General features: G+C 67.9%; 21 protein-coding genes. 9 read left to right on the top strand and 12 right to left on the bottom strand.

Going from position 1 to position 23,462, the window contains the following annotated elements:
* Window positions 1-28: 28 nt before the first annotated feature.
* Complete coding sequence (locus tag DDE23_RS09780; protein ID WP_238149950.1) at window positions 29-1,384, top strand: formimidoylglutamate deiminase; 1,356 nt, start codon at window positions 29-31, stop codon at window positions 1,382-1,384.
* A gap of 252 nt (window positions 1,385-1,636) precedes the next feature.
* The gene (locus DDE23_RS09775; protein ID WP_238149949.1) at window positions 1,637-1,822 is read left to right on the top strand and encodes a hypothetical protein; all 186 of its coding nucleotides are present in this window, start codon (window positions 1,637-1,639) and stop codon (window positions 1,820-1,822) included.
* 397 nt (window positions 1,823-2,219) lie between these two features.
* On the opposite strand, the gene DDE23_RS09770 is transcribed toward DDE23_RS09775, so the two are convergent.
* The 8 genes from DDE23_RS09770 to DDE23_RS09735 all read right to left on the bottom strand — a co-directional run bounded on the left by DDE23_RS09770 (window position 2,220) and on the right by DDE23_RS09735 (window position 11,330).
* A complete protein-coding gene (locus tag DDE23_RS09770) occupies window positions 2,220-3,662 on the bottom strand; it encodes an amidase (protein WP_107751091.1) in 1,443 nt (480 codons plus the stop codon).
* 19 nt (window positions 3,663-3,681) lie between these two features.
* Complete coding sequence (locus tag DDE23_RS09765; RefSeq protein ID WP_107751090.1) at window positions 3,682-4,503, bottom strand: sulfite exporter TauE/SafE family protein; 822 nt, start codon at window positions 4,501-4,503, stop codon at window positions 3,682-3,684.
* A 52-nt stretch (window positions 4,504-4,555) separates the two neighbouring features.
* On the bottom strand, window positions 4,556-5,635 hold the full coding sequence (locus DDE23_RS09760) for a TRAP transporter substrate-binding protein (protein ID WP_157958001.1): 1,080 nt from the start codon (window positions 5,633-5,635) through the stop codon (window positions 4,556-4,558).
* A gap of 29 nt (window positions 5,636-5,664) precedes the next feature.
* On the bottom strand, window positions 5,665-7,221 hold the full coding sequence (locus DDE23_RS09755; RefSeq protein ID WP_107751088.1) for a TRAP transporter large permease: 1,557 nt from the start codon (window positions 7,219-7,221) through the stop codon (window positions 5,665-5,667).
* Window positions 7,218-7,730, bottom strand: a complete 513-nt coding sequence (locus tag DDE23_RS09750; protein ID WP_107751087.1) for a TRAP transporter small permease subunit — start codon at window positions 7,728-7,730, stop codon at window positions 7,218-7,220. The genes DDE23_RS09755 and DDE23_RS09750 overlap by 4 nt, the downstream gene beginning before the upstream one ends.
* Window position 7,731: 1 nt before the next feature.
* A complete protein-coding gene (locus DDE23_RS09745) occupies window positions 7,732-9,270 on the bottom strand; it encodes a gamma-glutamyltransferase family protein (RefSeq protein ID WP_107751240.1) in 1,539 nt (512 codons plus the stop codon).
* A gap of 50 nt (window positions 9,271-9,320) precedes the next feature.
* Entirely contained in the window at window positions 9,321-10,001 is a 681-nt protein-coding gene (locus DDE23_RS09740; protein WP_107751086.1) for a GntR family transcriptional regulator, read from the bottom strand.
* 306 nt (window positions 10,002-10,307) lie between these two features.
* On the bottom strand, window positions 10,308-11,330 hold the full coding sequence (locus tag DDE23_RS09735; protein ID WP_107751085.1) for a LacI family DNA-binding transcriptional regulator: 1,023 nt from the start codon (window positions 11,328-11,330) through the stop codon (window positions 10,308-10,310).
* Window positions 11,331-11,525: 195 nt separating this feature from the next.
* Between DDE23_RS09735 and DDE23_RS09730 the strand changes: the two genes are divergently transcribed.
* From DDE23_RS09730 to DDE23_RS09720, 3 genes are all read left to right on the top strand, one after another.
* On the top strand, window positions 11,526-12,467 hold the full coding sequence (locus DDE23_RS09730) for a dihydrodipicolinate synthase family protein (protein ID WP_170121808.1): 942 nt from the start codon (window positions 11,526-11,528) through the stop codon (window positions 12,465-12,467).
* A 56-nt stretch (window positions 12,468-12,523) separates the two neighbouring features.
* On the top strand, window positions 12,524-13,525 hold the full coding sequence (locus DDE23_RS09725) for a TAXI family TRAP transporter solute-binding subunit (protein WP_107751084.1): 1,002 nt from the start codon (window positions 12,524-12,526) through the stop codon (window positions 13,523-13,525).
* A 77-nt stretch (window positions 13,526-13,602) separates the two neighbouring features.
* Window positions 13,603-15,498 carry a TRAP transporter permease gene (locus DDE23_RS09720; protein ID WP_107751083.1) on the top strand — a complete coding sequence of 632 codons (1,896 nt, stop codon included), beginning with the start codon at window positions 13,603-13,605 and terminating at the stop codon, window positions 15,496-15,498.
* 32 nt (window positions 15,499-15,530) lie between these two features.
* On the opposite strand, the gene DDE23_RS09715 is transcribed toward DDE23_RS09720, so the two are convergent.
* Entirely contained in the window at window positions 15,531-16,202 is a 672-nt protein-coding gene (locus DDE23_RS09715) for a GntR family transcriptional regulator (protein ID WP_107751082.1), read from the bottom strand.
* Between the two features lie 244 nt (window positions 16,203-16,446).
* On the opposite strand from DDE23_RS09715, the gene DDE23_RS09710 reads away from it, so the two are divergent.
* Entirely contained in the window at window positions 16,447-17,952 is a 1,506-nt protein-coding gene (locus tag DDE23_RS09710; RefSeq protein WP_107751081.1) for an amidase, read from the top strand.
* Window positions 17,953-18,027: 75 nt separating this feature from the next.
* On the opposite strand, the gene DDE23_RS09705 is transcribed toward DDE23_RS09710, so the two are convergent.
* The 3 genes from DDE23_RS09705 to DDE23_RS09695 are packed head-to-tail and all read right to left on the bottom strand — an operon-like array spanning window position 18,028 to window position 20,890.
* Window positions 18,028-19,023 (bottom strand): TRAP transporter substrate-binding protein, encoded by a 996-nt coding sequence (locus DDE23_RS09705; protein ID WP_107751080.1) that lies wholly within the window; start codon window positions 19,021-19,023, stop codon window positions 18,028-18,030.
* 3 nt (window positions 19,024-19,026) lie between these two features.
* The gene (locus DDE23_RS09700; RefSeq protein WP_107751079.1) at window positions 19,027-19,593 is read right to left on the bottom strand and encodes a TRAP transporter small permease; all 567 of its coding nucleotides are present in this window, start codon (window positions 19,591-19,593) and stop codon (window positions 19,027-19,029) included.
* A gap of 10 nt (window positions 19,594-19,603) precedes the next feature.
* Window positions 19,604-20,890 (bottom strand): TRAP transporter large permease, encoded by a 1,287-nt coding sequence (locus DDE23_RS09695; protein WP_107751078.1) that lies wholly within the window; start codon window positions 20,888-20,890, stop codon window positions 19,604-19,606.
* A gap of 167 nt (window positions 20,891-21,057) precedes the next feature.
* On the opposite strand from DDE23_RS09695, the gene DDE23_RS09690 reads away from it, so the two are divergent.
* From DDE23_RS09690 to DDE23_RS09680, 3 genes are read left to right on the top strand one after another with little or no spacing between them, the layout of a single operon-like run.
* Window positions 21,058-21,804 (top strand): TetR/AcrR family transcriptional regulator, encoded by a 747-nt coding sequence (locus tag DDE23_RS09690; protein WP_107751238.1) that lies wholly within the window; start codon window positions 21,058-21,060, stop codon window positions 21,802-21,804.
* A gap of 31 nt (window positions 21,805-21,835) precedes the next feature.
* Window positions 21,836-22,180 (top strand): RidA family protein, encoded by a 345-nt coding sequence (locus tag DDE23_RS09685; RefSeq protein WP_107751077.1) that lies wholly within the window; start codon window positions 21,836-21,838, stop codon window positions 22,178-22,180.
* A gap of 44 nt (window positions 22,181-22,224) precedes the next feature.
* Entirely contained in the window at window positions 22,225-23,460 is a 1,236-nt protein-coding gene (locus DDE23_RS09680) for an NAD(P)/FAD-dependent oxidoreductase (protein WP_107751076.1), read from the top strand.
* The last annotated feature ends 2 nt before the right edge of the window (window positions 23,461-23,462 follow it).

The raw sequence follows: 23,462 nt of genomic DNA, 5'->3' as shown, positions 1-23,462 counted from the left end.
TAAAAGATATAAGCTTGGAGGTAAGGCCGTGATTCATGCAAAACAGGCTCTCTTGGCCGATGGCTGGGCCGTCAATGTCCGCCTGGCCGTCGATGCCGGGATCATCACGAACTTGCAGGCGGATGTCGGTCCGCAGGCGGGCGACACCTGCGTCGACACCCTGCTGCCGTCTCTGAGCAACCTGCACAGCCATGCATTTCAGCGCGCCATGGCGGGGATGACCGAATTCCGGCAACAGGGCCGAGACAGTTTCTGGACCTGGCGCGACCTCATGTACCGGTTCATGGATCGCATGACCCCCGACCAGCTCGAAGCGATCGCCGCCCAGGTTTACGTCGAGATGCTGGAGGCGGGTTTCGCCGGCGTGGGAGAGTTCCACTATGTCCACCATCAGCCGGGCGGGACGCCCTATGACAACATCGCTGAATTGTCAGACCGGATCTTCGCCGCAGCCGCGCAGACGGGGATCGGCCTGACCCATCTGCCAGTTCTCTATACCTATGGCGGGGCGGGGCAGGCCGCGCTGACCGCCGGGCAGCGGCGTTTCGGCAATGATGTCGACCGTTTCGCGCAGTTGACGGAGCGCGCGGCATCATCCCTGCGCGAGCTGCCGCCGGACGCACGCATCGGCATCGCGCCCCATTCGCTGCGCGCTACCTGTCCCGACGATCTGGCGCGGGTCGTGGCGGCGCATGGGCAGGGGCCCATTCACATCCACATCGCCGAACAGCCGCAGGAAGTGCGCGACATCGAGGCCTGGCTTGGCGCCAGACCGGTTGCATGGCTTCTGGATCATCAATCCGTCGACGAACGCTGGTGCCTGATCCACGCCACGCACATGACGCAGGCGGAAACCGGCGCCATGGCCCGGACCGGCGCCGTGGCCGGTCTGTGCCCGATCACCGAGGCCAATCTGGGCGACGGGCCGTTCAACGGCCCCGATTATGCGGCGGCCGGGGGGCGGTTCGGCATCGGATCGGATTCGAACGTCAATATCTCGCTCACGGAAGAGTTGCGCACGCTGGAATATTCCCAGCGCCTGCGCGACACGAGCCGCAACGTGATGATCCCGGGCGCAGGCTCGGTCGGCGCATACCTCTACACCACCGCCGCGCGGGGCGGGGCGCAGGCGCTGGCGCGCGATGCGGGGGTCATCGAGACTGGCAGACTGGCCGATCTCGTGGCGATCGACAGTCAATGCCCGGCGCTTTGTGCCCTGCCGGCGGACAGGATCCTCGATGGTCTCGGCTTCGCGGCCAAAGACAACGTGGTGACCGATGTCTGGTCGGCCGGTCGGCACCGGGTGAGCGGAGGCCGGCATGTCGACAGGGACGCGGTCTTCTCGCGCTACCGTGTGGCAGTCTGGCAGTTGATGAACGAGTGAGCGCCCGTTCCTTCGGCTCTGTCGGGGATCCAAATGCGCTTTGTTGCGCAGATCCGGCGACGCAATGGCTGGCGGCGCCGACGGGCAAGCGCGGGCGTCAGCCGATCCTCACCGACGCCGCGATCCAGGCTTGATGTGATGGATACCCCCGGCCGACGGCATCGCAAGGTGCCGGGGTGGTGAGGTCATCATCGCCACACAGGAGGGGGCATCCGAAGCGCAAGGCAACCGGTAAGGAGCATCGTCAGATGGATGGTCGAAACTGCCGACGGCTTCCTGCCTGATGCCGCCGAATCCCCGTTCGGGGCTGTGGCGAGCAATACCGGCACTGTCGCTCTGTTGATCGTCACGCTTTCGCTTATCGGCGTTTGCATCAACATGGCCTTCCGGTTCCGCAGGATGGATGCGCCAGCTTCTTCTGGTATCTCATCAAGCTGACACTGACAGGGCTCTTCGCCTTCAACTGGGCCAACTTCAACGCTGTGTCCTCCCTTGGTCTTGTGCCGACATGGTCCGGCGCGGGCGGCGTTGTCTGGCTTGGGGGGGGGCCGGGCTTGCTCGAGAATGCACCCTCCGACTCTTGCGAAGTAGCCGGACTCCTTTCGTGACCCTCGCGGACCAACCCAGTTGGTTCAAGGCGGCAGGGCGGGGTTTGCCTCCTCTGGTCCTGTGCTGGACCTACTGGAGTTTGATGAGCTTGGTCGGGATGACGAACATTGTCATTCGCGCTACTGCTCGAGACTCACGGACGCTATCCCATGCAACTAGCCATAAGGCTGATAATCGGTGTTATGTATCCTGCAAGGGCAAGCTCAGACCCCTTGCCACTACGCTGCTATCTGTGGCGCACGACCGGGTCGAGCACCGGCAACGGGCCGCCGAAAACCATCTCGACCCCGCGCGCCGCCGAAAGGAGACCCGCTTCGCCCCGCGGCTTGCCGATCAGTTGCAGCCCGACCGGGATCCCCGCGGGGTTGCGGCCGACCGGCACAGACATCGCGGGCAGACCCAGCGCCGTGGCCAGAAACCCGCAATCCAGCCAATCCATGTAGAAACTCAGCTCCTTGCCGTCGATCCGGTGCACCCATTCCTCCTCGACCGGGTGCGGCATCGTGCCGACGACAGGACAGGCCAGCACGTCGACATGGGCAAAGACCGCCTGCACCGCATCGTAAAGCCGCGACCGGATCAGCTGGGCGTCGATGATGTCGTCGATGCTCAGCGCCAGCCCGTCCTGCACATTGCCCTCGAGCGTCGGCTTGAACCCCGCCCGGACCTCAGGGTCGATGTCGCGCATGAGCGTGGCCCAGAGCAGCCCGCGCTGCACGTAATAGGCGCGGCGCATGCCCGAGAGGTCAGGCGTCACCGCCTCGACCCTGGCCCCTGCCCCTTCCATCCGCGTCATCACCCCGTCGATATGGGCGCGCATGTCAGGATCGACGGCGCTTTCGCCCGCGAGGTCGGGCAGATAGCCGATGCGCAGGCCGGCAGGATCGGCCCGGGTGACGGCGTTCCGATAGGGCACGGGATCGGCCGGATACGAGATCGGATAGCGCGGATCGAAGCCGCTCATCGTGTCGAGGAACAGGGCCAGATCGGTGACCGAGCGCGCCATCGGGCCCTGCACGCCCTCGGTGATGTAGCCCGCCTGCGCGGGCCCGCCCGCGACCAGGCCGGGGCTGGGCCGCAGGCCGACGACGCCGCAATAGGCCCCCGGGGTGCGCAGGCTGCCGCCGTGGTCCGAGCCGTGGCTCAGCCAGGTCTGGCCCACCGCCAGCCCCGCCGCCGCTCCGCCCGACGAGCCCGCCGGGTTGAGGCGCGTGTCATGCGGGTTGCGGGTGGCGCCGAAGATGGCGTTGAAGGTGTTGGCGCCGGCGCCGAATTCCGGCGTGTTGGTCTTGCCGATCACCAGACCGCCGCGCGCTTCGATCCGCTCGACCAGGGGATCCGACTTTTCGGGCCGGTAATCGGCCAGCGCCGGGGTGCCCCAGGTGGTACGGACGCCGTGAACCGCGGACAGGTCCTTGATCCCGACCGGCAGGCCATGCAGCGCGCCGCGCGTATCGTCGGGCGCATGCAGCGCGCGGGCGGCCGCGCGGGCGCGGTCGAAGCAGGTGGTCGGCATGGCGTTGATCGCCGGGTCGGTCTGGGCGTGCCGCGTCTCGGCCGCCGCGATCAACTCCTCGGGCGAGACCTCGCCGCGGCGCAACAGGTCCACCACGTCGACCGCGCTCAGGGCGCAAAGCTCGGGGCCGGAATAGAGGGTCTCGTCGGTCATGGTCTCTGCCTCAAAGCTGTCAGAACCCCAGCGCGCGGCGCAGCATGGTCAGCGCGACAAGGGTCAGGAAGGCGCCGAACACCCGTTTCAGCAGCACGGGCCGCGTCGCATGGGCCAGCCGCGCGCCGAGGGGCGCGGTCAGAAGCGTCATCGACACGATGACGAGGAAGGTCGGGATGTTGATCGCGCCCTGCGTCAGGGGCGGATGGACCGCCACCGGCAGGAAGGCGAAACCGATGACCGAGGGCACGGCGATCAGCAGGCCGAAACCCGCCGCCGTCGCCACCGCCCGGTGGATGGCGACCCCGTGCAGCGTCATGAAGGGCACGCCGAAGGAGCCTCCGCCGATCCCCATCAGCACCGACAGGAACCCGATCAGGGGCGCGGCGGCGGCCCTGACCGCGCCGCCGGGCATCTGCGGGGCGATCTGCCAGCTTGCGCGGCCGAAGGTCATGTAGAGGCCGACGATCAGGGCCAACCCGCCGAAGATCGCCTGCAAGGTGCCGGAACGCAGCTGCGCCGCCACGACGACGGCAATCGCTGCGCCGATGACGATCCCCGGCGCCCAGCGTTTCAGGATCGCCCAGTCGACCGCCCCGCGCTTGTCATGGGCCTGCAGCGACCGGGCCGAGGTGACGACGATCGTGGCCAGCGAGGTGGCAATGCAGATCTGCATCAAGGCATCGCTGGCAAAGCCCAGCAGCGTGAAGCTGTAGTGGAAGGCCGGCACCAGCACGATGCCGCCGCCGACCCCCAGCAGCCCCGCGAGGAGCCCAGCCAGGGCGCCGATTGCCAGCAGCAGCAGGAACAACCGGACAAGCAGCGCGGGATCGAGGGTCATGACGGCGTCCTTATGGCGCGGACCCGGCCCGGGGCTGGGTCCGCGCGTCTCGTCACAGGAAGAAGTTCTGGCGGCGCACCATGAAGCCGGTGTCGTAATATTGCTTGTAGGTGGTCGCCTGGCGGACGTAGCTGTAATAGGCCTCGACGAAGCGGCGGTGGAAGTCGCTGGTTTCCTTCACTTCTTCGATCACCTCGGCACAGGCGGTCTCGATCCCGGCCCAGACATCGTCGGGGAAATCACCGATGGTCAGATCGGGGTTCGAGCGCAGCACCTCATAGGCCGCGAGGTTGGCGTGGAAGGTGTCGGCCGAGGATCGGTTGGCCTCGGCCTCGGTCACCGTCTCGACCATCAGCCGCTGGCTGTCGGTCAGCGCCTCCCAGGCCGCCATGCCGATGCCGAACTCGATGCCGCCATAGACCTCGACCGGCGAGGGGGCGTACATGTAGCCCGCCACGTTCTGCAGCCCGAACGCGAGGTCATTGGACGGCCCCACCCATTCGGCCCCGTCGAGCGTCCCCGCCTGCAGCGCGGCGAAAATGTCGCCCGGCGGGATCGAGGTCGGGTTGACCCCCAGCTTGCGCAGCACCTCGCCGTAAAGCCCGGCGGCGCGGAAGTTCAGGCCCCTCAGATCGTCGAGCGAGGTGATCTCGCGCTTGAACCAGCCGGCGGTCTGCAGGCCCGAGCCGCCGCCGATGAAGATCTTCAGGCCGCGGGTGTTGGTGAATTCATCCAGCAGCTGCTGCCCGCCGCCGAAATACATCCAGGCGTGCATCTCGTCATAGGTCAGGCCGAAGGGCGCGGCGGTGAAGAAGGCATGCGCGATGTCGCGCCCCGAAAACCAGGTGCCCGAGCCGTGATAGGCCTCGGCCGTGCCGCTCTCCACCGCTTCCTGCGTGGCGAAGGGCGCGACCAGCTCGCCCGCGCCGAACACCTGGACGTTGATCGCCCCCTCGGAGATCCGGGTGATGCGCTCGGCCCAGCGTTGAGCCGAGGCGCCGGGACCGGGCAGGCCGCGCGGCACCGAGGTCACCAGTTTCCAGTTGTGCTGCGCCTGGGCGCGGGCGATGCCGGGCGCGGCGAGGGCCACGGGCGAAACGGCGGCAGTGGTGAGGAAGGTTCTTCTTTTCATTATGGTATGATCCCTGTTGGTTGGGCCGCTCAGTGGTAGAGGGCGCGGGGCAGCCATGTCGCGAGGTCGGGGACCAGGTAGACGATGGCCAGCGCGACCATCTGCAAGAGGATGAACGGCACGATCCCCCTGTAGATGTCGATGGTTTGCACGGTCGGCGGCGCGACGCGGCGGAAGTAGAACAGCGCGTAGCCGAAGGGCGGCGTGAGGAAGCTGATCTGCAGGTTCAGGCTGATGAGGATGGCGAACCACACCGGGTCGACGCCTGCGGCCATCAGGGGCGGGCCGGCGATCGGCACGACGATGAAGATGATCTCGACGTATTCGATGACGAAGCCGAGGGCGAAGATGATCGCCATGACCACCAGTACCGCAGTCATGCTGCCGCCCGGCAGGCCATGCAGGAAGTCCTCGACCATCGCCTCGCCGTGCAGGCCCCGGAAGACCAGCGACAGCATGGTCGCGCCCAGCACGATGAGCGTCAGCATGGAGACCATGCTCGCGGTGCTCAGCGTCACGTCCCACAGCCCGCCGCGGCGGAATTCCTGCACCAGCGCGGCCAGTGTGCCGAGGCAGAGCATGACCAGCGCCACCGTCCCGATCCCGGCCGCCAGCGGCGAGGCCTGGGCCCCGCCCATCGCCTTGACCAGCACCAGAGCCAGCGCCGCGGGCAGCACCGCGACCATGAGCGCCCGCCGCCAGCGTGGCACGCCGTCGCGGTCCATCGCCGTCATGACCAGCGCCCCGGCCGCGCCAAGGGCGGCGCTTTCCGTGGCGGTGGCGATCCCGCCCAGGATCGAGCCCAGCACGATCAGGATCAGGAGAAGCGGCATGACCAGCGAATAGGTCACTTCGGCAAGGTCGGGACGGGTCTGGTTACCCAGCTCGTCGCGCGGGATCACCGGCGGGCAGCTTTCGGGTCGGCGGAGCGAGGTGACAAGGATATAGAGGAGGTAAAGCCCGACCAGCATCAGCCCGGGAATGAAGGCCCCCGCAAAGAGATCGCCGACCGAGACCGGCTGCACCGCCCATTCCCCGGCCGAGCGCCGTCCGGCCTGATAGGCCGAGGAGACCTGATCGGTCAGCAGGATCAGCAGGATCGACGGCGGGATGATCTGCCCCAGCGAGCCCGAGGCGCAGATGACGCCGGACGCCAGCGATTTCGAATATCCGGCCTGCAGCATGGCGGGCATGGCGATCAGGCCCAGCATGAAGATCGTGGCGCCGATCACCCCGGTCGAGGCCGCGAGCAGCGCGCCGACGATCACGACGGCATAGGCCATGCCGCCCTCGCGCTTGCCGAACAGCGCGCCCGCCGTCAGCATCATGCGCTTGGCGATGTTGGAACGCTCCATCAGCCCGCCCATCAGCACGAAAAGCGGCACCGAGAGGAAAACGTCGTTGGTCAGGATGCCGAAGGCCCGCGACGGAAAGGCCGAGAGAAAGCCGAGGTCGAAGACGCCGAGCGACGCGCCGAGGAGGGCCACCAGCGTCGGCACACCGAGCAAGACGAAGCCGACCGGCGCACCGGACAGGATGCCGCCGAGCAGCAGCACGCCCAGAAGGGCAAGGAGCGCATCGCTCATGTCTTGTCACCCTTTCCGTAAAGGCGCGGCCGCAGGCCGACGATCAACGCGACCAGCGCGAGTGCGGCGAAAATCAGGGCCGTCACCGTCTTGAGCAGGAAGAGGCCCGGCAGGCCGCCCAGCGTCGGCGACCCCTCCAGCACCCGCCACGAGGTCCGCACCATCGGCACCGCGTTCCACGCAGCCCAGGCCGTCGCCGGGAACAAGAGGCCCAGCAGGGCGACCCGGTCGATGATCCGGTTCAGCCGCGGCGGGAAGCGGCCGCTGAACACGTCCACCCGGACGCTTTCGTTGCGCAGGATCACGCCCACCAGCGGCAGCGAGACGATGAAGAAGAACAGATAGGTCAGCAGGTCCGTGGCCCAGGGCGCGCCCAGGGAGAAGACGTAGCGCAGCGCGACGATCACGATCTGCGCCATCAGAAGGGCGACGACGGCGAGGGCGGCGAGACCGCGCAGCACCCCGGAAAAGCTGACTTTCATCTCGGTTCTGCGGGGCTGCGCGGTCATGTCAGATCCCCAGGGCCAGACCGTCTTTGCGCGGATCGCTGCCGCCGGTCAGCAGCCCCGTCGCGGCGTCCCGGCGGATGGCCTGCGCCCCGCCCATGCCGACCCGCGCGCGGGTCACGTCATGGCCCATCTCGACCAGCCGGGCCGCGACGCCCTCGTCAAAGGTGCTCTCCAGTTCCAGCTTGCCCGAGGTGATGTCGAGGAAACTGCGCGGCCCGTCGATGGCGGCCTGCACGTCCATCCCGTAATCCACGAGATTCGAGACGAAATGCGCGTGGCCCGTCGCCTGATAGGCCCCGCCCATCACGCCGAAGGGCATGGCATAGGTGCCCGGAACCTCCAGCAGGCCGGGCAAGAGCGTGTGCAGCGGCCGCTTGCCGCCGATCAGCTCGTTCACATGGCCTTCGGCCAGGGTGAAACCGGCGCCGCGGTTGTGCAGCGGGATGCCGAAGCGTTCCGAGGCAAAGCCCGATCCGTAGGGCCAGAACAGCGAATAGATCAGCGAGACGCAGAGCCCCTCGGCATCGACCACGGTGATATAGACCGTGTCCTTGTGCAGCGCCTCGAAACGGGGCGGCAGGGTCTTGCCGGCGCGTTTGGGGTCGATATGGGCGGCGATCTCGTCGATGGCGGCGTCGGACAGCATCCCGTCGAGGTTCAACTCCCCCTCGCCCGGGTCACCGATGAAGCGGTTGCGGGCGCTGTAGGCAAGGCGCGTCGCCTCGGCCTCCAGATGGACGCGCTCGGCGCCCCGCGGGTTCAGGCTGGCGATATCGAACCGCTCCAGCAGTCCGGCCAGCAGCAGCGCGGTGGCCCCCTGCCCGTTCGGCGGCAATTCCACCAGATCATGGCCGCGATAGGCCCGTCGGATCGGCGTGACCGGCGTGGCAGCGGTCCGCGCGAAATCCTCGGCGCTGTGCAACCCGCCCTCGGCCCGCAGCGTGGCCAGGATATCCTCCATCACCGGCCCTTCGTAGAAGGCGCGGGCGCCCTCGCGGGCGATCAGGCGCAGGGCCTCGGCCTGACCGGGGGCGGCGAAGATCTCGCCCTCGCGGAGGCTGCGCCCCTCCCGCATGAAATGCTGCCGCCCGGCGCCTTTGAGCCGCCCAGCGAAAGTCGCCCCGTCGATGGCGGTGCGGCGATGGGTGGGCACGCCGCGCTCGGCCACCGCGATGGCGGGCGCGAGGACCGTCGCCAGATCCAGCCGCCCCTCGGTCGCGATCAGCCGGTCGAAGGCGTCGACCGCGCCCGGCACGGTCACCGCATGCACCGAATCAAGGCTGACCGCGGTCAGGCCCTGCGCCCGTAGATCGCCCGCATGCAGCGCGGCGGGCGCCCGTCCGGTGCCGTTCAGCCCCCGGCTTTCCCCGGTCTTCGCATCATGGATCAGCGCGAAGACATCGCCGCCCAGCCCGCACATCGCCGGTTCGCAAAAGCCCAGCACCACGGCCCCGGCCACCGCCGCATCGACGGCATTCCCCCCCTGCCCCAGCATGGCCAGCGCGACACGGGCGGCGGCGGGATGCGAGGTCGCGCACATCGCCTCGGTCGCGTACATCGGCGCGCGCCCGGGCCCTTGAAACGAATGTGTCACCTGGCGTCGCCTTTCACTTTGGGAGCATCCGACCGCGATTGCGTGTCGGCAAAGAATTGCTGGAGCGAGATCAGCGATTGCGCGATATGCTCACGCATCAGCCGCGCGGCGCCCTCGCCATTGCCAGCAAGGACGGCGTCGGCGATGGCCGCATGCTGCGAATGCGGACGCTCGAGATCGGCGTTGTAGCCTTCCATCATGTAGAGCGCGGCACTGTAGGGCGTGATCCTGAGCCGCGTTTCCTCGGCCACCGTCTTGAGCATCCGGTTGCGGGCGCCGTCGTGCAGCTGGCCGTGGAATTCGAAGTCCAGCTCCAGCGCTGCGGGCCGGTCGTTGCGGGCGCTGACATCCTGCGAGGCGGCCATGAGCGCGCGCAGCTTGAGCCGCTCGGCCTCGTTCATGCGCACGGCGGCGAGCGAGGCGCAGAGCGCCTCGATCTCGCCCATCGCCTCGAAGGCTTCGCTGAGTTCGGTCCGGTCGAAGCTGCGCACCACCGCCGAGCGGCGCGGCCGGATCTCGATCAGGCCCGAGGCGCCAAGCTGTCTGATGGCCTCGCGTATCGGGGTCCGGGACACGCCGAAACGATCCGCGAGGGACAGTTCGTCGAGGCGGTCGCCCGGCTTCAGTTCCCCGTTCAGTACAAGGTCGGCGATCTTCTGGCGCAGAGTATGAGGCATGATTTCTCCTGTCTCGGTACGCTAGACCAGCATTTTGCATTCTGTAAAGAAAAATTGCATACAGTTTTGATGTTTGCGATACAGTTCTACAAGCGCCTGTCTTTCAAGCACTTTTCCCGAAAATCCTGGTGCGATCACAGGCTGGCCAGCCGGAAAACCCGGTCGGACGCCCTGCCGAGCGTCCCGAGATCATTGCGGTTGAGATGGAGTTGGTATGCCGCCCGGCGCTCCCGCCCCAAGATTCGGAAGCTCGCGCCAAGTCATAGTTGACGTCATCGACGGAGACGGAATGCCCTCCGCCCGCGCTTAGCGCCCCGGCGCCGCGCTGGTTGCCCGGGGGATCAGCGTCGGCGTGGCGATGCGCTGTTCGTCGGTGCTGCCGGCCAGCAACAGCTCCAGCGCGCCGGTTGCGATCTGGTCGAAGGGGACGCGGACCGTGGTCAGGGGCGTCGACAGATGCGAGACGAGCGGAATGTCGTTGTAGCCGACCAGCGAGATGTCGCTGGGGATGTTCAGCCCGGCTCGCTGGATGACCGACATCGCGCCGATGGCGGTATTGTCGTTCACCGCAAATATCGCCGTTGGTCGCGGGTCGAGTTTCAGGATGCCCTGCACCGCCTCCGCCCCGCCCTCGATGCTGAAGGCCGAGGGCACGACCCAGGAGGGATCGACCGGCAGACCGGCCTCGGCCATGGCCCGCCGGTAGCCCTCGACCCGGCCAAGCGCATTCGAGGCATGTTCCGGCCCGGCGATCAGGGCGATGCGCCGGTGGCCCAGGTCGATCAGGTGCCGCGTGGCCAGCCAGCCGCCCAGATCGTCGTCGCCCAGCGAGGCGGCGGAATGGCCGTCGCCGCGCAGCGCCAGCACGAAGGGGATCCCGCGGTCGCGCAGTTCCGAGGCGAAATCGTCGTCGGTGCGGGTGGTGGCCAGCACCAGCCCGTCGACCCCGCGGTTGAAAAGCGAATCGGCCGCGGCCCGCACGGCTTCGGGCCGGTCGTCGGTGGTGGCGACGATGGCGGAGCGGCCCCGGCGGGAACAGGCGCGGGCGAGGCTTTCGTAGAGCATCGCCATCACGGTATCGGTCAGGCGCGGCACGATCACCCCCAGCGTCAGCGAGGTTCCGCGCCGCAGGTTCGCGGCACTCACGTCGCGGACATAGCCGAGGTCCGCTGCCACCTGACGGACCCGGTCCGCCGTTGGATTGCTGGCGCGCGGCAGGCGTTCATCCAGGATGCGCGAGACCGTCGATTTCGACACGCCCGCGGCCGCGGCGACGTCGAGGATCGTCACCCGGCCGCTGGTCTTTCTGTCTGATAGGTCGTTGGCCACCGCGCCCTCCTGTCCTTTGTCCTTGTAGCCCCCCGGTTCGGCACTGTCATTTTTTTGGTTGACGAGTGCCGGGGGCCGGCCGTAAATGGGAACGTTCCCGCTATCGTTCTCACACACCGGCCTGACCGCAGCAAGCAAAAAACTCACCCGCCGATGGGAACGTTCCCGCAAACGATACTTATCCAGGAGAGCACCATGAAACCGATGAACCTGCGCGGCCTCAGCCCGGCCCCCGTCACCGCCTTCAAGAAAAACGGCGATGTCGATTTCGACGCCAATGTGCGCATCGCCAAATGGCTGGCCTCGTTCGAGGATGTCACCTCGCTGGTGATCCTGGGCCATGCGGGCGAAGGCACCTTCCTGACCGAGGGCGAACGCCTGGACCTGATCCGCGCCTATGCCGATGCCGTTGATATTCCGATCATCGCCGGCATCACCGGCGAAGGCACCAAGGTCGCCGCCGAAGAGGCCCGCAAGTGCAAGGATGCGGGTGCCACCGGCGCCCTGGTCTATCCGAACCACGGCTGGCTGCGTTTCGGCTTCCAGAAAGGCGCGCCGCAAGACCGCTACAAGGCGATCTGGGAGGCCTCGGGCCTGCAGGAAATCCTGTTCCAGTACCCCGACGCGACCAAGGCCAGCTATGACCTCGACACCCAGCTCGCCATCGCCGCGCAGCCGGGCGTCGTCGCCACCAAGAACGGCGTGCGCAACATGAAGCGCTGGTATGTCGAGATCCCGCAGCTGAAGGCCGCGCAGCCCGACCTGCAGGTCCTGTCCTGCCATGACGAATGGTTGCTGCCGACCATGTTCGACGTGGACGGCCTGCTGGTCGGCTACGGCAACATCGCGCCCGAACTGCTGATCGACCTGATCAAGGCCGGCAAGGCGCAGGATTACCCGACCGCCCGCGCCATCTTCGAGCGCCTGCTGCCGGTGACGCGCGCGGTCTATCACCGTGGCTCGCACATGGAGGGTACGGTCGCGCTGAAGCTGGGTCTGGTGAAGCGCGGCGTGCTGGATCACGCCACGATCCGCGAGCCGCTGAAGAACCTGGGCGCTGCGGCCGAGGCCGAGATCTTCGCCGCCTTCGACGCCGCGGGCATCGGCCGGGTCGAGAACCTTCTCGCCGCCGAATGAGACATTGCCCCCGCGCCGGTCGCGGGGGCATACCCTTTGAACTGGGAGGAGAGACCATGTTTCAAACCATCACGAATGCGCTGCGCCAAGCGGCCTTCGGCGCGGCGGCACTGGCCGTCAGCGCCACCGTCGCCCCGGCGCAGGAGATCCGCATCGGCGCCATGCGCGAGGGGACCTCGTGGTATGTCTTCGCCGCCACGCTGGAGCAGATGATCGAGCCCATTCTCGGCGCCAATACCGTCGAGGTGGTGGCCCGGGGCGGCGGCGTCGCCAACCCGATGGTCGTACAGGCCGGCCGGGCGGAAATCGCCCTGTCCAACACCGCCACCGCCGTCTGGGCGATGGAGGGCGCGCCGGTCTACGAGGGCGCCTCGGCCCCCGATATCCGCGCGCTCGTCGGCGGGCTCAACGATGTCTACATCGGCGTCATGGCGCGTCAGGCCTTCCTGGAGGCGCGCGGCACCACCGATCTGGCCGCGATCCTGGCCTCGGACCAGCCGGTCCGCATCCTGCTGAAGCCCGCAGGCTCCAGCGCCGTTCCGGCGGCCGAGATGATCCTGCAGGCGCTCGGCACCAACGCCGAGGAAATTCGCGCGAATGGCGGCGACATCGTGCAGGTGGACACGCCGCAGATCCCCGACATCCTGCGCAACGGCGATGCGGACATCTACATCGACACCATCGTGCGCGGCCATCCGACCATCACCGAGGTGACGCTGACCGCCGGGATGCGCTTCATCGACATTCCCCAGGCGGCGATGGAGGTACTGTCCGCCAACGGCCTCGGCGTCGGGACCTTCGGTCCCTGGTTCGAGGGGCAGGAGGCGCCGACCGTCGGGGCGAACCTGGGCACGGTGCTGATCGCCAATGCCTCGGTGCCGGACGAGACCGCCTATCAGATCACCCGCACCGTGATCGAGAACGCCGCCGCCATGGGCGAGGCGCATGCCGCCTGGCGCGCCTTCGTGCCCGAAAACGCCTGGCGCCCCGAGAATGTCGGCATCCCGCTGCATCCGGGTGCCGAGCGGTATTACCGCGAACGCGGCTGGATCCAGTAATCCTGCCCCGGGGCCTGCGTTCCGGCGCAGGCCCCGTCCGTCCGTTCCGTCGTCCCGGTCCCGAGGAGGAGACCCCGATGCCCGCCCCTGCGTTTCGCAAGACCCTTCTGTCGCCGGCCTTCGTGATCGGCCTGGCCTTCGTGGCCTTTCAGGCCTGGATCCTGCTCACCCCGCAACAGCCCCTGTTCGAACGCCCGGTCCATCTGACCTTCGCGCTTGTCCTGCTTTTCCTGACCAAGCCCCTGAACGCCCCGGCCCTGCCCCTCTGGGCGCGCCGCGCCATCGACGGGCTGCTGATCCTCGCCACGCTGGGGGTCGGCGCCTATTACCTGCTGGATTTCCAGCGCCTGACCACGCGGATGGAGAATGTCTCGCCGGTCTTCGACCGTGACCTCTGGGCCGGGGTGGTGCTGGTGGCGCTGCTGCTGGAGGGCGCGCGCCGTGCGGTGGGGATGATCCTGGTCGGCGTGCTGGCGGTGTTCATCGCCTATGCCTTCTGGGGCAACCTGCTGCCCGGCTGGCTGTCGTTCCGCGGCTTCGGCCTCGATGCCGCCATCGAGATTTCGACCATGACCACGGCCGGGGTGCTGGGCATCACCACCTCGACCTCGGTCAATTTCATCTTCTATTTCATCCTGTTCGGCGCTTTCTACGCGGCGGCGGGGGGTGGGCAGCTGTTCATCGACCTGGCGATCCGCATTGCCGGCCGCGCAACGGGCGGCACGGCCAAGGCCGCCGTCATCTCGTCGTCGCTGATGGGCTCGATCTCGGGCTCGGCGGTGGCCAATGTCGTCTCGACCGGCGTCCTGACCATCCCGCTGATGAAGCGCACCGGCGTCCCCGGCCACCGTGCCGCGGGGATCGAGGCCATCGCCTCGACCGGCGGGCAGCTGATGCCGCCGATCATGGGCGTTGCCGCCTTCATCATGGCCGAGATGTTGAACGTCCCCTATGCGCGGGTCGCGCTGGCGGGGCTGATCCCGGCGGTCGCCTTCTATCTGGCGCTGCTGCTGGTCGTCGACCTGACGGCCCGGCGCGACAATGTGCGGGCCATGACCGCGGCCGAGGTTGCGGCCGTCGATCCGATCCTGCCGCGCCTGCATCTGCTGCTGCCGCCCCTGATCCTGATCGGCGCGCTGGTCTGGGGCTATTCGGCGGCCTATTCCGCCGTCATCGCCTCGGTCAGCTGCTTCATCGTGCCCTTCCTGCGCCGCAACACCTGGATCGGCTGGTCGGCACTGGTCGAGGGCCTGCGCGAGGCCCCGCGGCAGGCGGCCGAGGTTGCCGTGCCCATCGCCTCGATCGGTCTGGTGATCGCGGTCGCCGTGCAATCGAACCTGGCGCTCAAGTTCGCGGGTTCGCTGGTCACGCTGGCCGAGGGGTCCATCTTCCTGTCGCTGGCGCTGGCCATGGTCGGCTGCATCATCATGGGCATGGGGCTGCCGACGGTCGCCGCCTATATCATCGGCGCGGTCCTCTTCGTGCCGGCGATCCAGAACCTGGGTGTCGAGCCGCTGGCCGCGCATTTCTTCATCTTCTACTATTGCGTGCTGTCGATGGTGACACCGCCGGTGGCGCTGGCCTCCTTCGCGGCCGCAGCGGTGGGCGATGCGCCGGTGATGAAGACCAGCTGGTCCGCCTTCGGCCTCAGCCTTGTGGCCTTCTTCGTGCCCTTCAGTTTCGTCTTCGACCCGGCGATCCTGTGGGAGGGCACGGCGCCCCAGATCGCCGCCGGGGCCGCCGCGATGCTCGCCTCGACCACGCTCTGGGCCATCGCCTTTGCCGGCTGGTGCGGCCGCTCGCTCGGGCCTCTGGCGCGGGTCCTCATCGGCGCCGCAGGGCTGGTCGCGGTCATCGCGCCTACGGGCTCGCTGCCGTGGGGCGTGGGCTTTGGCTGCGGCTGGGCGATGGTGGTCTGCGTCTATGTTCTGGCCCGCCGCGGCATCGCCCAGGAGCGCGCCATCGCCTTGTGAGCCCGCGTGAGGAGCGGGCTGCGGTCCGCCCCTCAGCCGGAAGCGCCCTGTCCCTCGCGCGCGCGCCAATGGCTCATCAGGCGGTGAAACCGCTCGCCTTGCACGGACACATGATCCCGCAACAGCGCGCTGGCCTTCCGGGGCTGGCGCGCCTCGATGGCATCAATGACCTGCGCGTGTTCGGCCAGCGATTGCGCCAGCCGCCCCGGCGTCCGCAGCTGCGTCCGCCGATAGGGGCGCAGCCGCCTTTGCAGGGTCTGACAGGTCTCGGCCAGAAAGTCGTTGCCGCTTTCCGCATAGATCCGCTGGTGGAAAGCCTCGTTCGCGCCATAGTAGCGGTCGACATCCCCCTGGGTCGCCGCGGCGGCGCAGGCGTCGTTCAGCGCGCGCAGGGCGGCGATGGCCGACGGCGCGACCCGGGCGCAGGCCAGTTCGGCACAGAAGGCTTCGAGCCGGGCCATGACCTGGAACATCTCGTACAGGTCGAGCGGCCCGGGTTGCCGGACAAAAGTCCCCCGATTGGCATGCTGGCGCGCCAGCCCGGTGGCGGCAAGGCGGCGCAGAGCCTCCCGCACCGGGGTGCGCGAGACGCCGAATTGCTCCGCCAGCCGCGTCTCGTCCAACCGCTCGCCATCGGCGTAACGCCCGTCGAGGATGGCGTCCTGAAGCGTCGTCTCGATATGGTCGACGTGATCGCGCACCATCTTTTCTTCCTGCCTGAAAAACGCGCAGCGCTGCCCAGATTATTGTATACAATATCGCTTGCACAGAGTGCAATTCTTGCTAGAAGTCCTTGTTCGCCTTCGCCAGCGGATACAGGTCCCTTGGCCTGCGGACAGGCAATCCGGAGCCGGATCGCGGTCGAAATGTCACCCGAGGTTCCGATGCCGGATGCCGCCTGGCGGAAGGGTGCGCCCGCCTCCCTGAGGCGAAGTCATGGAGCGACAGATGAAGAAACCAGACGCCAGCAATCCCGCCGATCTTTCCGCGACCGAGGCCCGGCGGGCCATCGCGCGCAGGACGCTGAGCGCACGGGAGCTGGCCGAAGCCTGCATCGCGCGGGTGCAGGACGTGGATCACGCGGTCAACGCGCTGGTCGCGCGCGATTTCGACGGGGTGCAGGCCGCGGCGCTCGCCGCTGACGAGGCACAGGCGCGGGGCGAGGCCCTGGGTCCGCTGCACGGCCTGCCCTTCGGCGTGAAGGACATGCTCGACGTGAAGGGCCTGCCCACGACCTTCGGGTCGGAATTGTTCGTGAACAACATTGCCACCAAGGACGATGCCCTGGTCGCGGCCATGCGCGGTGCGGGGGCGATCCCGATGGGCAAGACCAACAATCCCGAATGGAGCGCGGGCGGCAACACCCGCAACCGCGTCTATGGCGCGACTGCCAATCCCTATGACCTGACCCGCAGCTGCGCCGGATCCTCGGGCGGCTCGGCAGTGGCGCTGGCCTGCGGCTATGCGCCCCTCGCCACCGGCTCGGACACCGGCGGCTCGCTGCGGAACCCTGCGGCCTATTGCGGCGTGGTGGGGTTCCGCCCCAGCCCCGGCGTGGTGCCGGGCGACACCCGCGGCATCGGGCTGGTGCCGCTGTCGAGCGCGGGTCCGATGGCGCGCACCGTGGCTGACGCGGGGCTCATGCTGTCGGTCATCTCGCGCCCCGACGGTCGCGATCCCTTCACCGCCGTGGTCGGCGGGCGCACCGCCTGGGACGCCAGCGGCTTTGCGGACCTGCCGCCGGTCGACCTGACCGGCCTGCGCATCGCCACGACCGAGGATTTCGGCTTCACCCCGACCGAAGGCATCGTGCGCGACCAGTTCCGCAAGGTACTGGCGGCGCTCGCGCCCTTCATGGGCCGGGTTGACGAGGCCTCGCCCGATTGCTCGGGTGCGGACCGCATCTTCGCCGTGCTGCGCGGGCTGCTGTTCGTGTCGACCCATGGCGCACGTTTCGACAACCACCCCGACAAGATCGGCCCCAACGTGCGCGACAACGTGATCGAGGGGCGCGGCTATGGCGCCGACGATTTCGCCGCCGCCTTCACCGACCAGACCGCCTATTACCACCGTTGGCAGGCCTGGTTCCAGGATTGGGACGTGATCCTGTCGCCGGCCGTCACGGTCAGCCCCCGCGACTGGCATGAACTCTACCCGGCCGAGATCGACGGGGTGGCGACGCAAAGCTATTACCACTGGCTGGCACTGGCCTATGCCTCGACCCTGGCGGGGCATCCGTCGATCACCGTGCCTTGCGGGTTCGATGCCAACGGCATGCCTTTCGGCTTGCAGATCGTCGGGCGGCGCAATGCCGACCGCGCGGTGCTGGCGGTCGCGGCCGAGATCGAGGCGATTGTCAGCACGATCCCGGATCTTGCGTCGAAAGCCCCCGATCTGGCGGCTCTCAAGGCCGCCAGGCCGCTGTCGGAAGCCCCGGGTTTCCTGAGCTTCTGACGCCCCCCCTGCCCCGTCCATGAAGAAAGGGCGCCGGTTGACGGCGCCCTGCCTCTCTTCTGGATGCGTCCGGGATTATTCCGGCTGATGCTCGGCGACCATGGCGCGGAGTTCCGCGATCCGGGCGGCGTCAACGCCCTCGAGCAGATCGGCCATATCGGCCGTCGCCTCGCGGAACGTCGCAAGCTCTTCGTCGGTCGGCCGGTAGACGGCGATCCCGGCGGCATCAAGCGCCTCCAGCGATTGCTCCTGCGTGACATCGACCCAGTCGAAGACATCCTGCAACGCGGTGAGCGAGGCTTCCTCGACCTGGGCGCGCTGCTCGTCCGAGAGCGCCTCCCACCAGGCGGTCGAGGCCAGCGCGACCCGGGCCGAGATGATGACGCGGGCATCGGTGAAGTTGGTGAACAGATCACCCTGACCGAAGGCCAGCGGCACCACCGAGGCGTTGACGTAGCCGTTGGCGATGCCGGTCTGCAGCGCGTTCGGCACCTCCGAGAACGGGATCACCACGCCGTCGGCGCCCATCATGCGGAACATTTCCAGCTGGTTGGCATCGAGCGCGCGCATCCGCAGGCCCTGCATGTCGCTGACCGAGCGGACTTCCTTCTGGTTGTTGAAGATGCCCAGCATGCCGCCCGTGGGCACGATGGCCAGCACATGCATGCCTTCGGCCGCCAGCTGCTCGTTCACGCTGTCGAGGTAGTCGCTTTCGGTGAAGAAATCGAAGACGTGGCGCGAGTTGGCGAAGGTATAGGGCAGCTGCATGACCCGCATTTCGGGCACGAACTGATAGGTCACGGCGTAGTTCGACATCGACATGTCGAGGATCCCGGCCCGGATCTGGTCCAGACGCTCGTCCTCGCCGCCGATCGCGTCGCGGGGGAAGAGTTCGGTCTCCCAGCCCATGTCGCGCAGGGTCGAGACCAGGGTATCGACGTAGCGATAGCTGCCCTGCGTCTCGCGGTCCGGGGTGGAATCCAGGGCGATGGCGACGGATTGGGCGTGAACCGGGGCGGCCAGGACAAGGGCCAGCGCAGCGGCAGAGAGGGGGCGGAAGGCAAGGGTCATGCGTTACTCCGTGGTGTGAGAAGAGAATTGGGTGGCGTAGTCGGTTTCGCGGGCGAGCACGCGGGGCGACACCAGGGCGCCCAATCCCGCGACGCCATGGAACAGGATCAGGATCAGGGCGACCGGAAGCGCCGCGGCCATCCAGGCGGTGGAGACTTCCAGCCCCTCCGAGGTGCGGCCGATCTGGCGCAGGAAGAACGGATAGGTGAACCACAGCACCGGCAGGAAGAAGAGCCACGAGGCGATGAAGCGCGAGACCGCCTGCAGCTTCAGCCGCCAGGTCACGCCGACGGGGGGATGCACCATCGCCGGGTCGGCATGGGTGTGAAAGGCGCAGGACGCCCCCAGCAGCCCGCCCCAGACCATGAGCCAGCGCGCCAGCTCCTCGGTCCAGAAGGGCGGGGCGGCAAAGGCGTAGCGGGCGATGACCTGCAGCATCATCGTCGCCAGCATGCCCAGGAAGAAGAGGCCTGCGGCCCGTCGGGCCAGCCAGTTCACCGCTTCGGACACGGCGTAGACGCGGTCGGCCAGACGAGCGAGGAGGGAATCGGAAGCGAGCACGGTGTTCATGGTCGGACCCTCAATTCACGAAGCCGGAGAGGCGCGGCAGGAACAGGCTGATCTCGGGCACGAAGGTCAGCAGCATCAGCACGCCCAGCTGCACCAGCAAGAAGGGCGCAGCCGCCCGGGCGATCGACCAGTAAGGCGTGCCCGACACCGCCGAGACGACCAGCAGGGCGGCGCCGAAGGGCGGCGTGACGATCCCCAGCGTCAGGTTTACGATGATGACGATGCCCAGATGCACCGGATCCGCCCCCATCTCGATCCCGGTGGGCACCAGCAGCGGCACCAGCAGCGCCAGCGCCACCGGCACCTCGAGGAACATGCCCGCCACCAGGAACACGAGGTTCAGCAGCAGCAGATATTTCCAGCCGTCAAAGCCCAGTCCGATCAGTTGTTCGGCCAGCCGCGACGGGATCTGTTCGAGCCCGGCGAGATAGCCGAAGATCGCCACCGCCGACAGCAGGATGAAGATCGAGCCCGACAGCACCGCGGTCCGCTCAAGGCTTTCGATCAGCTTGCGGAGCGACATCTGGCCATAGATCACGCCCGCGAGGATGGCGCAGCAGACCGCCACGCCCGCCGCCTCGGTCGGGGTCATGATGCCGAAGACGATGCCGGACAGGATGATGACCGGAATGACCGTCGCCGGCAGGGCATAGACGAAGCGGCGCAGGATCTCGCGCGGGGGCACCCGCTCACCCGTGGGGTGGTTGTGGCGATGCGCCATCCAGGCATTCGCGCCGAACAGCGCGGCGGCCATCACCAGCCCGGGCACGATCCCGGCGATGAACAGCGCCGCCACCGAGGTGTTCATCAGCGCGCCGTAGAAGATCATGATGATCGAGGGCGGGATGATCGGCCCGATCACCGACGAGGCCGCGGTGATGGCCCCGGCATAGCTGGAGGTATAGCCCGCCTTGCGCATGGCCGGGACCAGCGTGTTTGATACCGAGGCGGCATCGGCCATGGCAGAACCCGAAATGCCCGCGAAGAAGACCGACGTCAGGATGTTCACATGCCCCAGCCCCCCTTTGAGCCGCGCCATGAGCGCCATCGCCAGGTCGATCAGCGCCCGGGTCACGCCGGCGCGGTTCATGATCTCGCCCGCAAGGATGAAGAGCGGCATCGACATGATCGAGAACAGGTCGATATGGGCGATGATGCGCTGGGGCGCTGCGGCCAGGAACCGCGCCCGGTCAGCGGCGAAGAAGGACAGGACCGAAGCGGCCCCGATCAGATGCGCCAGCACCGCGCCTCCGAACAGGAGGGCGGTCGACAAAAGAAGGATCGGAAGTGCGGCCACTTGGCTCCCTATCGTTTTGCTTGGGCGGCGCTGACGAAAAAATCGCGCCGGCGGGTGTCGAGTTCTGTTGATCTTTCAATTGCACAGTGTTCTATAACTGAATGGAGAAAGCGCCCCTTGGCAAGAAATAATTCGAAAATGCCCAGTAATTGTGCATCGGGGTGGAGATGAGCGACGCAACAGCACAGAGTAAGAACGGCAGGCTGCGCGGGCGCGCCGCCTCGGTCGGACTGACCAAGGAACGGATCGTCGATGTCGCCATCGCGCAGATCGACGAGAAGGGCCTGCATGCCTTCTCGATGCGCGAGTTGGCGCGGGCGCTGGGAGTGTCGCCGAACAACATCTACTGGCACGTGGGCGGCACCAAGGAGGACCTGTTCGGCGAGATCGCCGCGCGGTTCACCGCCGCGGTCAGCCAGAGCCTGCCACGCGACAAGCCCTGGCAGGACCGGCTGCGGACGGTGTTCCTGTCCTACCGCGATGCCGTCAGCGACCACGCCAATGTCGCCCCCCTGCTCGGGGCGCAGCTGAAATCGAACGGCGTCGCCAACCTCGCCCTGGTCGAGGCGGTGCTGACCGCGCTGCATGACGCGGGTTATCGCGGTTCCGCCCTGCGCGATGCGTTCAACGCGCTGATCGGCGGCCTCTGCGGCTTCGTGACGATGGAATTCGCACCGGCCCCCGATGACAAGGCCAACGAATGGGAGGCCCTCTTTGCCCGGCGCGTGGCCGAGATCGACGCCGACCGCTTCCCCTTCACCCATGCCGTACTGCCCGATTTCATGAACCGGATCTTCGTTCTGCGCTGGGAGAACGGCAAACACGTCTCTTACGCCAGCAGCTTTGACTTTCTGCTCGATCTGCTGATCGAAGGCCTCTCGGCGCGCGCGCCGAGGCAATCCCCCAACCCCTGAACCGACCCAACCCTGAACTGAAAGGTCTCCCATGACTCAGCTTCCCAAACTGCCCTTCTCCAAGGTCCGCCGTATCGGCTCGACCGTGTACCTCTCGGGCGAACTGGGCTTCGACGCCGACGGCAGCCTGCCGGCCGGGATCGCGGCACAGACCCGCAATTGCCTGAACCGGATCAAGGCGACGCTGGAAGGCGAAGGCCTGGGCCTGGCCAATGTCGTGTCCTGCACCTGCTACCTGACCGATGCCGCTGATTTCGCCGAGTTCAACGCGGTCTATGGCAGCGCCTTCTCCGATCCCCTGCCCGTTCGCACGACCGTCCGCACCGATCTGATGATCGACGCCAAGGTCGAAATCACCGTCATCGCCGAAGCCTGACCCGGCGCGCCCCGGGCGCGGCGGTCACGCCGAAAGGACACGTCATGTCCGAGACATTGGTGCTTGGCGCCGGGATGGTGGGGGTCGCCACCGCGCTGGCGCTGCAGGCGCAGGGCCACGCGGTCACGCTGGCCGACCGGAAAGCGCCGGGGCGCGAGACCAGCTTCGGCAACGCCGGGGTGATCCAGGTCGAGGCCGCCGAACCCTATGCCATGCCCCGCGCGCCGGGCCAGTTGCTGCGCTATGGGATGGGCCTGTCGAACGACCTGGTCTGGTCGCCCGCGGGCGTGACAAGCATGGCGCCGGCCCTCTGGCGCTACTGGCGGGCCTCGGCCCCCGCGCGCCATGCCGAGGCGGCGGCGGTCTATGCGCAGCTCACCGGCCGGGCGACCGTCGACCACGCCCCGCTGATCGACGCCTCGGGCAGCGAGAACCTGATCAGCCGCGAGGGGCTGGCGCTGGTGTTTCGCAACCCCGCCGCCTTCGACGCCGAGGCCGCGAATGCGGGCCGGCTGGCCGACACCTATGGCGTCACCTCCCGCATCCTTGGCGGCGAGGACTGGCGGCGTGAGGAACCCGCGCTCAGGGCGACCCCGGCCGGGGTCGTGCATTACACCGGCAGCTGGAGCGCGTCCGATCCCGGGGCGTTGACCCGGGCCTATGCCGATCTCTTCGAGCGGCGGGGCGGGCGTGTCGTCCTTGCCGATGCGGGCAGCCTTGCGGCGACCGGCTCGGGCTGGAGGGTGAACGGGCCGGAGGGGGTCATCGAGGCGGCGCAGACCGTCCTCTGCCTCGGCCCCTGGACCGGCGCCGCGCTGCACCGCTTCGGGCTGCGCGTGCCGATGGTGCTCAAGCGCGGCTATCACGCCCATTACGACGCGCCCCTGAGGCCGCGCCGCCCGTTCCTCGATACCGACAACGGCGTCGTGTTTTCGGCCATGCGGGACGGGCTGCGGATGACCACCGGCGCGGCGCTGGTGGCGCATGACTCGCCCGCCAATCCCCGGCAGCTGACCCGTGCCGAACGGCAGGTCGGCGATCTGATCGACCTGGGTCCGCGCACCGGGACCCCGCCCTGGTTCGGAACCCGCCCCTGCCTGCCCGGCATGCTGCCGATGGTGGGCCCCGTGCCCGGCCAGAACGGGCTCTGGGTCAATTTCGGCCACGGCCATCAGGGATTCACCCTGGGCCCGACCACCGCCGCGCTGCTGACCGAGGTCATGACCGGCGCCAGAACACCGCTCCACGACGCGCTGGCCCCGGCCACGCAGCTTGCCTGAAG

The sequence above is a fragment of the Pararhodobacter aggregans genome, from assembly GCF_003075525.1.
Classification (GTDB): domain Bacteria; phylum Pseudomonadota; class Alphaproteobacteria; order Rhodobacterales; family Rhodobacteraceae; genus Pararhodobacter; species Pararhodobacter aggregans.
This window is presented reverse-complemented; position numbering and strand designations above follow the sequence as displayed.